At 41.6% G+C, this 13,216-nt stretch carries 16 protein-coding genes; 13 read left to right on the top strand and 3 right to left on the bottom strand.

The window, feature by feature from the left end; all coding sequences use genetic code 11:
• Positions 1-263 precede the first annotated feature (263 nt).
• Positions 264-1,388 carry a tyrosine-type recombinase/integrase gene (locus tag AABI08_RS04450; RefSeq protein WP_338343688.1) on the top strand — a complete coding sequence of 375 codons (1,125 nt, stop codon included), beginning with the start codon at positions 264-266 and terminating at the stop codon, positions 1,386-1,388.
• A 310-nt stretch (positions 1,389-1,698) separates the two neighbouring features.
• Here AABI08_RS04450 and AABI08_RS04445 read toward each other — a convergent pair whose 3' ends face one another.
• From AABI08_RS04445 to AABI08_RS04435, 3 genes are all read right to left on the bottom strand, one after another.
• Positions 1,699-2,190, bottom strand: a complete 492-nt coding sequence (locus AABI08_RS04445; RefSeq protein ID WP_338343687.1) for a GNAT family N-acetyltransferase — start codon at positions 2,188-2,190, stop codon at positions 1,699-1,701.
• Between the two features lie 118 nt (positions 2,191-2,308).
• Complete coding sequence (locus AABI08_RS04440; RefSeq protein ID WP_338343686.1) at positions 2,309-2,857, bottom strand: GNAT family N-acetyltransferase; 549 nt, start codon at positions 2,855-2,857, stop codon at positions 2,309-2,311.
• A 170-nt stretch (positions 2,858-3,027) separates the two neighbouring features.
• Positions 3,028-3,420 carry a bleomycin resistance protein gene (locus tag AABI08_RS04435; RefSeq protein ID WP_338343685.1) on the bottom strand — a complete coding sequence of 131 codons (393 nt, stop codon included), beginning with the start codon at positions 3,418-3,420 and terminating at the stop codon, positions 3,028-3,030.
• Between the two features lie 451 nt (positions 3,421-3,871).
• On the opposite strand from AABI08_RS04435, the gene AABI08_RS04430 reads away from it, so the two are divergent.
• From AABI08_RS04430 to AABI08_RS04375, 12 genes are all read left to right on the top strand, one after another.
• The gene (locus AABI08_RS04430) at positions 3,872-5,131 is read left to right on the top strand and encodes a DNA/RNA non-specific endonuclease (protein WP_338343684.1); all 1,260 of its coding nucleotides are present in this window, start codon (positions 3,872-3,874) and stop codon (positions 5,129-5,131) included.
• A 113-nt stretch (positions 5,132-5,244) separates the two neighbouring features.
• Positions 5,245-5,709: a DUF805 domain-containing protein gene (locus tag AABI08_RS04425; protein WP_338344358.1), complete on the top strand. Its 465-nt coding sequence runs from the start codon at positions 5,245-5,247 to the stop codon at positions 5,707-5,709.
• 258 nt (positions 5,710-5,967) lie between these two features.
• Entirely contained in the window at positions 5,968-6,501 is a 534-nt protein-coding gene (locus tag AABI08_RS04420; protein WP_338343682.1) for a hypothetical protein, read from the top strand.
• 234 nt (positions 6,502-6,735) lie between these two features.
• Entirely contained in the window at positions 6,736-7,473 is a 738-nt protein-coding gene (locus AABI08_RS04415) for an amino acid ABC transporter ATP-binding protein (RefSeq protein ID WP_338343681.1), read from the top strand.
• Positions 7,474-7,498: 25 nt separating this feature from the next.
• Entirely contained in the window at positions 7,499-8,368 is an 870-nt protein-coding gene (locus tag AABI08_RS04410; RefSeq protein ID WP_047974558.1) for a transporter substrate-binding domain-containing protein, read from the top strand.
• Positions 8,365-9,006, top strand: coding sequence for an amino acid ABC transporter permease (locus AABI08_RS04405; RefSeq protein WP_338343680.1), 642 nt, complete (start codon positions 8,365-8,367; stop codon positions 9,004-9,006). Before AABI08_RS04410 ends, AABI08_RS04405 begins: the two co-directional genes overlap by 4 nt.
• A gap of 12 nt (positions 9,007-9,018) precedes the next feature.
• On the top strand, positions 9,019-9,672 hold the full coding sequence (locus AABI08_RS04400) for an amino acid ABC transporter permease (protein ID WP_252773396.1): 654 nt from the start codon (positions 9,019-9,021) through the stop codon (positions 9,670-9,672).
• A 244-nt stretch (positions 9,673-9,916) separates the two neighbouring features.
• A complete protein-coding gene (locus tag AABI08_RS04395; protein ID WP_338343679.1) occupies positions 9,917-10,654 on the top strand; it encodes an amino acid ABC transporter ATP-binding protein in 738 nt (245 codons plus the stop codon).
• 46 nt (positions 10,655-10,700) lie between these two features.
• Entirely contained in the window at positions 10,701-11,570 is an 870-nt protein-coding gene (locus AABI08_RS04390) for a transporter substrate-binding domain-containing protein (protein WP_338343678.1), read from the top strand.
• Complete coding sequence (locus AABI08_RS04385; RefSeq protein ID WP_338343677.1) at positions 11,567-12,208, top strand: amino acid ABC transporter permease; 642 nt, start codon at positions 11,567-11,569, stop codon at positions 12,206-12,208. The genes AABI08_RS04390 and AABI08_RS04385 overlap by 4 nt, the downstream gene beginning before the upstream one ends.
• A 12-nt stretch (positions 12,209-12,220) precedes the next feature.
• Positions 12,221-12,874 carry an amino acid ABC transporter permease gene (locus AABI08_RS04380; protein WP_338343676.1) on the top strand — a complete coding sequence of 218 codons (654 nt, stop codon included), beginning with the start codon at positions 12,221-12,223 and terminating at the stop codon, positions 12,872-12,874.
• Between the two features lie 23 nt (positions 12,875-12,897).
• On the top strand, positions 12,898-13,125 hold the full coding sequence (locus tag AABI08_RS04375; RefSeq protein WP_338343675.1) for a hypothetical protein: 228 nt from the start codon (positions 12,898-12,900) through the stop codon (positions 13,123-13,125).
• The last annotated feature ends 91 nt before the right edge of the window (positions 13,126-13,216 follow it).

Below are 13,216 nucleotides of genomic sequence, written 5' to 3'. Positions count from 1 at the left end.
CATATAAAGGAAAAAACGACCTGGAACATTTGGAACATCGAAACAATCCTTAGAGCCACAAGGATTACAGCGTTTTTATAGCGGAACATTTTTGGAAAATTAGCGGAACAAATTAAATAGGAATACTTAAGCTATTACATTGTGCAAAAGTAAAAACGGTGGCAAAATAAGAGGCGTGGTAGTCAAGAGTAATCAAGAACTATCACGCCTTTTTCATTTTGCTTAATCTTTGAAGGAGCTAGAACTATCAGAGAGGCGAACAAATGAAATTAAAAGAGGTTGAAAGTAAAAAAGGTAAGTCGTGGGAAGTGTCGGGAATGCTCGGGACTAACTATGACAAGACCAAAGCACGCGTACAGAAACGAGGTTTTTCAAGCAAGCGAACAGCTCAAGCATGGTTTTATAATGAAAAAGTTCTGTTTGAAAATGGTAATAGTAAATACAATAAAAAAGCCCCCAAGAACGTGCTAACCGTTCGGGAGCTTTATCAAATTTGGCTAGATGGCTACCAGAATACGGTAGAAGAGAGTACCTTAGCCAAAGTATTGAACTATTTTGATCTGCACATCTTACCAGTTTGGGGGGGTGTGCTTGTTAATCAGATAGAGCCAATCAAATTACAGGGTTATCTTAACACAATGCAGGCTAAACTTCTAAGATATAAAAAGGTGGTTGGTTACCTCAATCAACTTACTAAGTTAGCTGTAAAGATGGATATGATTGAGGTTGACCCGTTTACTAAGGTTGATATGCCAAGGGAACGAAAAAGCCAACCAACAAAGAAGGCCATGGATGGGGATGAGTTCCGTAACTTTATTGGGGTGCTAGATAGTCAATATTGTCAGATTAATCGGCAGGCTTACACGCTTTTGAGGCTGGTGGCCTTTACTGGTATGAGGACAGAGGAAGTTCTAGCCTTGCAGTGGCAACACGTTGACTTTGATGGCGGTTATATCAACATAGAACAAGCGCTAGGCCGTGGCTTGCATGGTGGCACTTACATTAAGGGCACTAAGAGCATGACAAGTACCAGAACAATCAAAGTTGCTACTGATATGCTTAGGGTGCTCTCACACTGGTATAACTTGAGCCAACGCAATGAGCCGACTGATTTTGTATTTAACAACAATGGGAAGCCGTTGCAATCATTAAGGCCTAATAAATGGTTACATGAAGTTAGCGATCAGTACAATGTAGCCAATGGGGTAGCAATGCACGGCCTCCGCCACACTTGGGCCACGTTAGCCCTGGAGCAAGGCGCAAGCGTGAAGCAGGTACAGAGTTATTTGGGCCATGCTGACGCCAATATAACCTTAAATATCTATGCAGAGATAACGAAAAAAGCCAAGGAGCAAACAGGGGAGTTTTTGACTGGATTAATCAGTTAGCAAGGGCAAAAGTACAGAAAAAGGTACAATATTAGTGACAAAGCCCATTACACCAGTGATTAACTGGAGTCCCTTCTTCTCCATAGAAGCCTACAACAGTAGGCATTAGCAGTCAGAAACCTTGAAAAGTACCACTTTAGTACTCAAGGAAAATCAAGAGAAGTCAAAGAAAATTAATCAAAATGGTACTTTTTTGGGACAAAAAAGTACAGGTAAACGACAAAAAAGCTTACGATTTGATATCGTAAGCTTTTTCTATTGAACATTTACTATTATTAAAATATGAAATTATATTTGATGATAATGGTAATTAAAGCTTTCTAGTCATGTTATACCAAGTTTCACCAGCATGCTGAGAATCAGAAATACCATCGACTTGGTAACCGTTTCTTTCATAAAAAGGAACTAATTTTTCTAAACACGTGAGGGTTATTAACTGACGCCCTTGTTGTTTAGAAAGGACAGCCAATTGTTGCAACAGCTGACCTGCAATGACCATTTTTTGTTTTTCTGGCGATACTACCAAACTCAGAATAGTTTGATAAGGTGCTTGCGCTGAATTAGGAACTGAAGTTTCAAATAGTTCGTCTGAAATATAGCGTTCTGTCGACGCTGGACCAACAATATAACCTGCAGGATTTCCTTGTTCATCATAGGCAACAATAAAAGTATCCGGAATAATTTTTATGCGTGCTAACATGCTTTCCCTAGTAGCTGCTTCAGCCTCAGAAAAACCTGAATGTTCAATATCCATAATTTTATCTAAATCATTTTCATTTGGTTTACCGAATGTAATGGCCATATTAAGTCTCCTTTGCTTTGCCGTAAAAAATAGTATAACTCATGAGGTACGCTAGTTGAAAAAGGATATTAAAGGGTCTGCAACTTGAATAGGGGGCGGACTCTTTAATCTATGCTATTCATTCTTTTGATTTACTACCAGCCAACCAGTCCTCTTGAAAAATAGCGTAGTGGTCAAAATCAACCCATTTACCATCATAGAAGACTTCATTTTTTGAAGTACCTTCTTTGACGAAACCAGCCTTAGTATAAGCTTTCACAGCTCCGGTATTGAAAGGGAAGACCGATAATTTTATTTTGTGCATGTTCAGGTTATTGAAACCATAGTTCAATATCAAGGACAGTGTTTCTTGACCATAGCCTTTAGACCGGTCTTGTTCTCTTGGAAAACCGATACCTAGTTCACAAGAGTGGTTACGAATACTGATATTTGATAGACTGACAAACCCAATTAAGCTGTCATCATCGACTTTGCGAACGGTAAACTCAACATTTTCGTCACTTCTAGAAGAATTGCGAAAAATTTTTTCCCAGTCCTCTGCTGTAAAGGGATGAATGACGTCATCAGACAATGGGTTAATAAAGTTCTCATCCCATTGCCAGTTGGCGAAATCGTTGCCATCACCTTCGTGGTAATGCGATAATTTTACATTTTTTCCTGTAAACATAATTTCTCCTGTTTAATCTCGTATTGCCATTGTTTAGAGTTGAAATCAGAATAAAGGCTGATTTTTTAAAATCAGTATTGCGAGATTCTGAAAGTTACTGGGTGTGATATTACAAACAGTATAACTTAAAACGGCTTAACATATGCTGATCGTTGGAGTGCCAGCCTTTTTTAATCCGTAAATCTCAGCAAATAGCCATTTGGATCTTGAATCAAAAATTCTTTTTGGACAATCAAACCGTCAACACCTTCGTATCGGCTAATCATTAGCTCACGGAATAAAGGCACACCACTGCTAATAATTGCATGATAAAAATCATCAATTGTTGGAATTTCAAATGATAAATTGATACCACGTCCCAGAGGATAAGTGAGTTCAGCGGTGTTCCAACCGTTATCGTGAATTTCTTCCAGCATGACCTGGTTACCATCCTTACTTAAGAAAACAAAATGTTCATCTGGTCGTTCATACTCAACTTTAAATTTTAAAGTATCGAGATAAAAGCGTTTTGATTGTTCAAGGCTAAAGACGGATAATTCGGGGATGGTTTTATTGAATTTCATTGTTTTTTCCTTTATTAATCAAGCTGTTGTGGAGAGTTTAGCACTGGCTTGAATTGCAATGTGAGAGTTGAAAATGAGCTTTTGTTGATTATGGCGCGGCGGAGAAATATGTCAGAACCTTCGTCACTAAAGTATAAAACCGATTTATCAAGTTTAATTAATCAAATAGTACCAGAGAAAATATTGGTTGAAAATTTTGTTATGATTTCGTCGATATAAAATTACTTTTTATTGCAGTCTCTTTGAATATTTATACACTGATACACATTAGAAAAAAAATACTGTAGAATAGAAAATGTATATTTTTTTGGATTAAGTGCAGGTAGAGGTACTAGAGAGAGTTATTTTAACAGCTTTTTGAGTTACTAAAAAGGTAATAATAAATTTAGTATTTTCTTCCATAAACTTGAACAACGTGCGCAAAAAAAACGCTAAGAGCGAGGGAGAAACAATGAATGATTTTTTCATAATGTTATTTTTGGTGTTCCTGATTTGGCTAATGGTCGAATGGGTGAAAAATAAGCGGGCAGGGGTAAAGCTGCAAAAGCGAGGTAAGTGGCTGCTAGTTGCAACGCTGGTATTTTTTATGATTGCCGGGGTAACGACACCTGCCGATCAATCACAGGCGGACGACAAGCCAAGGGCGAAAAAATCAGTTACAACGACATCGAAGTCTAAAAAGTCTTCTGATGCTTCAAGTAGTGCTTCGACTGCGCAAAGTGCCAGTACCAATGTTGATCAAAAGCAGCAAACAGATGGTGGCCTTTTAGCCTTTGCCGGCAAGCGGCAAATGGTCATGGGCGACTTGGATCGATTGGGTCGAGCAACTTATTCTCATATTCAATTGCAGGATAAGGATGAACCAAGAGTTAAACGAGCAGCAAAATTAAAGTACAATCCAGTTGGGTGGCACAATTTTAAGTTTTATTATGGTGATGGAACCAAACAGGCTTGGGTAATGAACCGAGGTCATTTAGTTGGATACCAATTTAGTGGTTTGAATGATGAACCCAAAAACTTAGTACCAGAAACGGCTTGGATGAATGCTGGTAATTATAAGGGGATGAACGATAGTAATCAAGATTCCATGCTTTTCTATGAAAATCGTCTTGATTCTTGGCTGGCTAACCATCCTAATTACTGGCTAGACTATCAAGTAACGCCAATTTATCAAGGGGATGAATTGATTCCTCGCCAAGTCAAGTTGGATTATGTTGGCTTAGATAGCTCGGGTAAGACACTTACAATCCAGCTTGGTTCAGGGAAGGAATCAACTGATGGCAATGGTATCACCCATGTTGTCCTGGATAATGTGACACCAAACGGAACGATTGATTATGCTAGTGGGCGAGCGACAAATACGGTTGCAAAGTCCGGTACAAGTGCTGCAACAAAGAAAAGTAAGTCAAAAGCATCAACGACAAAAAAGCAGGAGCAAAGTGCAGCTCCTGCAACGCAATCAGATGCTTCAGTAGCACAATCGATCACCCCGACAGAACAGTCTACAGCGCCTGCTGCGCAACTTACTCAGTCTGATCAAGGCAATAGCGGTGAATCCGATAGAACAGTTTATGTCACCGGTGGCGGAAAATCAGATGTCTACTGGTATAGTACCGATTCAATGCCAGCTCGTACTAATAAGGCCAACATCATCACGATGACCGAAGCGCAGGCGAAAGCACAGGGAAAGCGCCTCTCGTTAAAGCAGTGAGCAGAAAAAGGTCGGAATCAAAAATCCTTTTCCCAACTCTATTCCACCTTGCATGCCTTTCCAAGCTTGCGTACAATGGACATCAACAGGAACAGAGAAGGAGAACAATATAAATGACCATGGGCGCTTCTTTCAAAAGCTTTTGGAAAAACTATTTTAATTTTACCGGCACTGCAACTAGAGCTGAATATTGGTGGATGGTTTTACTCGGTAGTGTTCTGGCACTTCTCTGGGTAGTTGCCACCATTTTTGCTGGCCTGGCACCAGCTGATGAAAAATTAAATATCTGGCATTGGTTAACGACCTTATCTGGTGGCCTCATCGTCTGGCTAGTTGTTTCAGGATTGGTGTTTTTGGCTATTATAATTCCATCGTTATCGCTGGAAGTTCGACGCATTCGAGACACCGGATTGAATGCTGTCTTAGTTTGGGTCGTTTTTGCTATTGATATCTTGTCGGATATTATTGGCTCTAATGGATTGCTGAACGATATCGTGTCCTTGCTAATTTTGCTGGTTTTGGTCTTTCCAACCGATAAGTTTGCGAATGTTCGAATGATTGGTAAAAATCAGCGTTAAAGCTAAAGCCTGCCGGCATAACATAAATGAATACAACTTTGAGAAAGCAATTCAAACCCTGAATTGCTTTTTTTAATTTATAATTTGTTGTGATAAGGTAGAAATATTAACAAATTTAGACAAATATCAGGTTTTCTGTTATGGTTGAAATATAAGTACTTTGACATTTCCTGCTGTTGAATCAGCTAGGGTTGCCAGCGGGTCACCCTAGCTGATTTTTTGGTGGAAAAATATAATCGATGAAAGGAAAACTATTAGATGAAATCGTTATCAAAATTTTTACATAAGCTTTTGTACCACCCTAATACCCTTGCTTGGGTTTTTCCAATCGTGATGGTTGCCATCATGTCCACATATAATACTGTTATTCGTTTTGGTTTTTCCGAAAGAAAGCTTGAGCGCGTTTGGCTCATGTACCCCATTATCGTAGTCTTTATTTATTGCCTGCGAACTTTTGTGACTCTGCCGATTACTATGCAGCTTCATAAGCATTATCCAAAATTTATTAAAAATCATTTATCCGAAAAGTACACTGTTCCATTAACCGTGATTATGCTCAATGTTTCCATCATGATGATCTGGTTAACTGAAATATACCGCAAGCTGTATCCGCAATTTCTGCCTGGTTACTTGATGAATTGGGTGAAAACATTCTTTGTTGCTGTACCGATTTTCTTCTTGGTTGTTCGACCAATCATCTTAGCCATTTTTGATTTCCTTAAAAATCGTTTTCCTGTCGAACCATTAGTTGAAAAAATGGAAGAGACATTGGAGACGGGTCATCGGGTTTAATAACAAGGTTGAAATGCGAGTAAATTATTTTAGAGCAAAAGCAGAACGTTTGTCTTCTTTTGCTCTTTTTGTTAGCTTTTAGACGGTCAATATAAGAAAAAACTTAAACTTTTTTCATTATTTTGTTATGTTAGCTGACAAAGTTTGTCAGATTTTAGGACGTTGACCCGTAAGATGGAAATAAGCTTGGCCCAGTTACGGTCGACTAGAATAAATGTTGCAAGGAGAAAAACGATGTCAATGATCGAATTCAAAAATGTACAAAAGTACTATGGTGACTTTCATGCCCTTCATGACGTCAATTTAAAAATTGATGCGGGTGAGACTGTTGTCTTAATTGGCCCTTCTGGGTCAGGAAAGTCGACCTTGATTCGAACCGTCAACGGTTTAGAAGAAATCGAAGACGGGCAGTTGATTGTGGATGGTCAAGACCTCCACGACCCCAAAACCGACATTAATAAGATCCGTCGAGATGTCGGGATGGTCTTCCAACACTTTAATTTGTATAACAACAAGACGGCGTTGGAGAACATCATGTTGGCACCGCGTTTAGTTTTGGGCCGCGAAGAGGCCGAAAACAAGCGAATCGCAATGGAATTGCTGGAAAAAGTTGGTTTGGCTGATAAGGCAAACAACATGCCATCGGCCTTATCAGGTGGCCAAAAGCAGCGAATCGCCATTGCCCGGTCTTTGGCAATGAAGCCAAAGGCACTCTTGTTCGATGAACCAACTTCTGCATTGGACCCCGAAATGATTGGGGATGTTTTGGATGTTATGCGTGACATCGCCAAAGATTCATCCATGACTTTGTTGGTTGTGACGCACGAAATGGGCTTTGCCAAGGCAGTGGCTGATCGGGTTATTTTTATGGCCGACGGTCGCATTTTGGAAGATAATTCGACAGCTAGTTTCTTTGAAAATCCTCGAGAACCGCGGGCGAAGAAGTTCTTAAGCCAGGTGGAACACCACTAAGAAGACGGGAAAGGGGAATTGCTTTATGGAAAAAGCAAAGAAGCGGCGCTTTGGCTTAATCGCGACCATTATTTTAGCCTTGGCCATTGTTCTTGGTCTATTCTGGGCGCAACAAACGGTTGCACATAATGCTAAGCACCAAGATACCCTCACTCGAGTAAAGAAGAGTGGGAAAATTGTTTGGGGGACTAAGGCTGATACCAAGCTGTTTGGTTTGATGGACACGAAGACTGGTCAGTCCGAAGGGTTCGATGTTGACATGGCCAAGGCTGTGACCAAGCAAATTGGTAAGCAAATCGGTGAAAAGTTGACACCATCCTTCGTGACGGTTTCAACTGCTTCCAAGATTCAGTTGCTGAAGAACACTAACATTGATGGGGTCTTCGGTGTTATGACGATTACTCCAGAACGGGCAAAGATTGTTGATTTCAGTCAACCATATTTTCCAGCGGGTCAGTCATTGTTAGTTAAGAAGGACTCGGGTATCAAATCAGTGAATGATTTGAATGACCCAAGTAAGACTGTTTTGGTGGTTGTCGGAACAACTGCAGCCCAAAATATTAAGAAGTTTGCACCGAAGGCCAAGACGATTGCCTTGCAAGACTATGCTTCAGCCATGCAGGCATTGAAGGCTGGTCAGGGACAAGCGATCTCAACTGATAACGCTATTTTGTATGGTTTGGCGACAGAAAATCCAGACTACCAGGTTGTTGGTGGTACGTTGACCAACGGTCCTTACGGGGCAGCCTTTGACCATGATCAAAAGCCAATGGTTGACCAAGTCAATCAGGCAATTAACACCATGAAGAAGAATGGTGTCTACAACCAATTGATCAAGAAGTGGTTCGGCCAGGTACCAGGTTTGGATTGGCATGATTTGGAGGTGCACGAATGAGTTTGTTTGAACAAAATTTCTCGGTCTTCCTCCAAGGATTTGGTCACACCCTGTTGGCTAGTATCTTTGCCTTGGTGGGATCACTGATTTTAGGAACAATTTTTGCGATTATGCAGGTCACGAATTCAAGGACGGCCCGCACAATCGGTAATATCTATGTCCAGGTTTTCCGAAACATTCCTTTGCTGATTATCACGCTCTTCTTCTACCTGGCGGTAGCGAAGGTGATTAAGATGACAGGATTTACGGCTGGAACAATTGCCTTGACGCTGTATACCTCAGCCTTTATTGCCGAATCCGTTCGAGCTGGAATTCTTTCAATTGAAGCCGGCCAGATGGAAGGGGCACGAGCAAACGGGTTGACGTTTGGTCAGGCAATGCGGGTGATTATTTTACCTCAGGCCTTCAAGGTGGCGATTCCTTCATTGGGAAATCAGTTTATTAACCTGGTAAAAAATTCATCAATTTTGGCCTTTGTTGGTGGTTTGGACTTGATGTACCAAGGAAACATCGTAGCAGCGAACTCCTTTGATACCTTTACAACGTATATTATCATTGGCCTTTTCTACCTGATCATTACCTTGCCATTAAGTTACTACATCCAGCATCTTGAACATAAATTGAAGAAGAACGCATAAGGAGGCCGCAGAATGTCAGGATTTTTTAGTGCCTTTACAGAGGCAAACCTCGGCTACCTGATGGGCGGTCTAGGAATTACCGTTGGGGTCTCAATCATCTCGGTTATTTTGAGTCTGATTTTTGGTTCCATTATTGGAATTGTTTTCTTTGAAAAGATTCCTTACTTCTCAAGTTTCGTTGGAACAATCAACAACATCGTCCGTAACTTGCCGTTGTTGTTAATTATTTTCTTTACTTACTTTGCCTTGCCACAATTAGGCCTGCACTTGCCAATTTTTTGGGCAACGGTCGTGGCCATGACGGTTTTCCAGTCAGCAATGTTGGCTGAAATTGTCCGTGGTGGTTTGGAAGCTGTTGATATCGGCCAGTTTGAAGGTGCGCGCGCCAATGGGTTGTCGAATATGCAGACGATGTGGCACATTGTTTTGCCACAGGCCTACAAGAAGATGATTCCGCCAATTATCTCGCAACTGATTTCCTTAGTGAAGGATACGAGTTTGGCATCCGGAATTGTTCTTGCGGAATTGACTTACCGTGGCCAAATTATCTACGCGCAAAATACGAATTTCATCGTGCCCGTTTTGGTTGTGATGACCCTGGTTTACTTCTTGTTGAACTACGGTTTGTCACTGATCGCCAAGTGGTTTGATCACAAGTTGGCATAATTGTTTGCCTATTATATATGAAGAAAACTGTTCACTCTTTTCGTTGAACGGTTTTTTCTTTTGGACAAATCAGTGTTCCTTAGTTCGGCTACATGACAATTAACCAGTAGAAGCCGATTGATTTCAAGTTTTTTAGTTAAAATACCTAACGTAGGGGGGCTATAAATGGTAAAATGTACGTATTAATCTTAACGCCTTTTCCTGCAGTTAGGAAAAGGCTACTTTTTTGTCGAGGAGAAAAGCGATGTCAATGATTGAATTCAAAGATGTACAAAAGTACTACGGGGATTTTCACGCCTTGCATGATGTGAACTTGAAAATTGACGCGGGTGAAACGGTGGTCCTGATTGGTCCTTCTGGTTCCGGCAAGTCAACCTTGATTCGCACAATCAACGGTTTGGAAGAAATCGAAGAGGGACAGTTGTTGGTTGATGGGTTTGACCTGCATGACCCCAAGACGGATATTAATAAAATTCGTAAGAACGTCGGGATGGTTTTCCAGCACTTTAATCTATATAACAATAAGACGGTTTTGGAAAATATTATGTTGGCACCGCGCTTGGTTTTGCACCGCGATGAAGCTGAAAACAAGCGAATTGCCATGGAATTGTTGGAACAGGTTGGCTTAGCCGATAAGGCGAACAGCATGCCTTCTGCTCTATCCGGGGGACAAAAGCAACGAGTAGCGATTGCTCGCTCATTGGCAATGAAGCCAAAGGCTTTGCTGTTTGATGAGCCAACTTCTGCCTTGGATCCCGAAATGATTGGGGATGTGTTGGATGTCATGCGCGATATTGCGCGCGATTCGGATATGACTTTGCTGGTGGTGACTCATGAAATGAGCTTCGCCAAGGCGGTCGCCGACCGGGTGATCTTTATGGCAGATGGCCGAATCTTAGAAGATAGTTCAACGGAAGCTTTCTTTGAGAATCCAACAGAACCACGGGCCAAGAAGTTCTTGAGCCAGGTTGAACATCACTAAAATGGAAGGAAGGGTCTAGCTAGATTAACTTAGTTAGACAAAGCGTATGGAAAAGATTAGACAACGCCGTTTTGGAATCATTGCCTCGCTGATTTTGGCTGCCCTGATTTTGCTAGGGGCTTTTTGGGCCAGCGTGACGATTGATAAAAACAAAACGCACCAAGATACCCTGGCCCGGGTTGAAAAAAAGGGGCAGATTACCTGGGGAGTTAAGGCTGATACGAAACTTTTTGGCCTAATGGATACGAAAACTGCCCAACCGGCCGGTTTTGAAATTGATTTGGCAAAGGCGATGACCGCCCAAATCGCTAAACAAACCAATACGAAACTTTCAGCAGCCTTTGTGCCAGTTTCCTCCGCTTCACGAATTCAGTTGCTGAAAAATACGAACATCGATGGACTGATTTCGACGATGACGATTACGCCGGAAAGAGCGAAAATTGTTGACTTTACGAACGTCTACTTTAACGCCGGCCAGTCATTATTGGTTAAAAAGGACTCAGGCATTCAATCTGTCAAGGATATGAACGATCCGAAGTACACGGTGTTGGTTGTTGTCGGAACGACCGCCGCCCAAGAAACGAAGAAGTATGCGCCAAAGGCTAAAATTATTGCCTTGCAGGACTATGCTTCTGCGATGCAGGCTTTGAAATCAGGACAGGGACAGGCACTGTCAACGGATAATGCCATTCTTTACGGTTTAGCAACCGAAAATCCAGACTATCACCTTGTTGGTGGGGTCTTTACCAAAGCACCATATGGAATGGCCTTTGACCATAATCAAAAGCCAATGACAAAGCAGGCTAACCGTGCTTTGAAGACCTTGCAGGAAAATGGTACATACAACCGTTTGGTTGAAAAATGGTTCCATAACGTTCCTGGCTTGGATTGGCATGATTTGGAGGTAAATAAATGAGCCTTTTGAATCAATATTTTTCAGTGTTTGTCCAAGGATTTGGACACACGCTTTTAGCGAGCATCATTGCTTTAATCGGGTCACTGGTTTTGGGAACGCTGTTTGCCATTATGCAGGTTTCATCTTCGAAGACCGGTCGCATCATCGGCAATATCTACGTCCAGGTTTTTCGAAATATTCCGCTCTTAATTATCACGCTCTTCTTGTATTTGGCAGTAGCGAAGGTGATTAAGATGACTGGCTTTACCGCCGGAACGGTCGGGCTGACGCTGTATACGTCCGCCTTTATCGCCGAATCCGTTCGTGCCGGGATTCTTTCAATTGAAGCTGGTCAGATGGAGGGGGCTCGTGCAAACGGTTTGACCTTTAACCAAGCCATGCGGGTGATTATTTTACCCCAGGCCTTTAAGGTCGCGATTCCTTCATTGGGAAATCAGTTTATCAACCTGGTCAAAAATTCTTCCATTTTAGCCTTTGTTGGTGGGTTGGATTTAATGTACCAGGGTAACTTAGTGGCGGCTTCGTCTTTTGATACCTTTACGACGTATATCATTATTGGTGTCTTCTATTTGGTGATTACGATGCCACTGAGTTACTATGTCCAGCACTTGGAAACCAAGTTGAAAAAGGACGCCTAAGGAGGAGAAGTGATGTCTGATTTTTTTAATGCTTTTACCTCAGCTAACATGGGCTATCTGCTTGGTGGCTTAGGCATTACCGTTGGCGTTTCAGCCATTTCGGTTGTCCTGAGTCTTTTGTTTGGTTCCATTGTGGGGATTATTCAATTTGAAAAGATTCCATTCTTTTCATCATTTGTTGGCACGTTAAACAACATTGTCCGTAATTTGCCACTGTTGTTGATTATCTTCTTTACTTACTTTGCCTTGCCACAATTAGGCATTCATTTGCCAATTTTTTGGGCGACTGTGGCCGCAATGACGTTCTTTGAGTCAGCTATGTTGGCTGAAATTGTTCGTGGTGGGCTGGAAGCGGTTGACCGCGGCCAATTTGAGGGCGCGCGAGCAAACGGTTTGTCCAACATGCAGACGATGTGGTATATTGTCTTGCCACAGGCTTATAAGAAGATGATTCCGCCAATTATTTCGCAGCTGATTTCTTTAGTGAAGGATACGAGTTTGGCGTCCGGAATCGTGTTAGCTGAAATGACTTACCGAGGCCAAATTGTTTATGCTCAGAATACGAATTACATTATTCCTGTTCTTGTGGTCTTGACGGTGGTATACTTCTTGTTAAACTATGGTCTGTCACTAATCGCGAAGTGGTTTGACAAAAAATTAGCTTAAAGCAAGACAAAAGGACAGCGCTGATGTTCGATCCAAAGAAAAAATCAAAAATTATTGCTGCTGTGGCTTCAGCTTGTTTTGCTGTGTTGATGACTTTTTCTGTGGCTCATCACATTAAGTCACCAGCCGCCTTTGCATCGGATGTGAATTTGGCTGTTCAAAAAAGCATCGCCGGCGACCAGCGTGGACTGAACAACATGATTGATGAAGTTTGGGCCCAAGCTGCCCGGGATAATTTCGATAATGATTAATCACGATTGCTGTTAATAGCGAAAAAGACATCACCTAATCCATGGATTAGGTGATGTCTTTTATTGTGCTGGTGGAGTAGATAGAGGCGAT

The organism is Fructobacillus evanidus (genome assembly GCF_963580165.1).
Classification (GTDB): Bacteria; Bacillota; Bacilli; order Lactobacillales; family Lactobacillaceae; genus Fructobacillus; species Fructobacillus evanidus.
The sequence above is the reverse complement of the archived record's forward strand: the minus strand, read 5'-3'. Positions and strand labels throughout refer to the sequence as shown.

Bases quoted from the DNA above. Each gene is read 5' to 3' on its own strand.
- AABI08_RS04450 (WP_338343688.1), top strand. From the start codon at position 264: ATGAAATTAAAAGAGGTTGAAAGTAAAAAAGGTAAGTCGTGGGAAGTG.
- AABI08_RS04445 (WP_338343687.1), bottom strand. From the start codon at position 2,190: ATGGCCATTACATTCGGTAAACCAAATGAAAATGATTTAGATAAAATT.
- AABI08_RS04440 (WP_338343686.1), bottom strand. From the start codon at position 2,857: ATGTTTACAGGAAAAAATGTAAAATTATCGCATTACCACGAAGGTGAT.
- AABI08_RS04435 (WP_338343685.1), bottom strand. From the start codon at position 3,420: ATGAAATTCAATAAAACCATCCCCGAATTATCCGTCTTTAGCCTTGAA.
- AABI08_RS04430 (WP_338343684.1), top strand. From the start codon at position 3,872: ATGAATGATTTTTTCATAATGTTATTTTTGGTGTTCCTGATTTGGCTA.
- AABI08_RS04425 (WP_338344358.1), top strand. From the start codon at position 5,245: ATGACCATGGGCGCTTCTTTCAAAAGCTTTTGGAAAAACTATTTTAAT.
- AABI08_RS04420 (WP_338343682.1), top strand. From the start codon at position 5,968: ATGAAATCGTTATCAAAATTTTTACATAAGCTTTTGTACCACCCTAAT.
- AABI08_RS04415 (WP_338343681.1), top strand. From the start codon at position 6,736: ATGTCAATGATCGAATTCAAAAATGTACAAAAGTACTATGGTGACTTT.
- AABI08_RS04410 (WP_047974558.1), top strand. From the start codon at position 7,499: ATGGAAAAAGCAAAGAAGCGGCGCTTTGGCTTAATCGCGACCATTATT.
- AABI08_RS04405 (WP_338343680.1), top strand. From the start codon at position 8,365: ATGAGTTTGTTTGAACAAAATTTCTCGGTCTTCCTCCAAGGATTTGGT.
- AABI08_RS04400 (WP_252773396.1), top strand. From the start codon at position 9,019: ATGTCAGGATTTTTTAGTGCCTTTACAGAGGCAAACCTCGGCTACCTG.
- AABI08_RS04395 (WP_338343679.1), top strand. From the start codon at position 9,917: ATGTCAATGATTGAATTCAAAGATGTACAAAAGTACTACGGGGATTTT.
- AABI08_RS04390 (WP_338343678.1), top strand. From the start codon at position 10,701: ATGGAAAAGATTAGACAACGCCGTTTTGGAATCATTGCCTCGCTGATT.
- AABI08_RS04385 (WP_338343677.1), top strand. From the start codon at position 11,567: ATGAGCCTTTTGAATCAATATTTTTCAGTGTTTGTCCAAGGATTTGGA.
- AABI08_RS04380 (WP_338343676.1), top strand. From the start codon at position 12,221: ATGTCTGATTTTTTTAATGCTTTTACCTCAGCTAACATGGGCTATCTG.
- AABI08_RS04375 (WP_338343675.1), top strand. From the start codon at position 12,898: ATGTTCGATCCAAAGAAAAAATCAAAAATTATTGCTGCTGTGGCTTCA.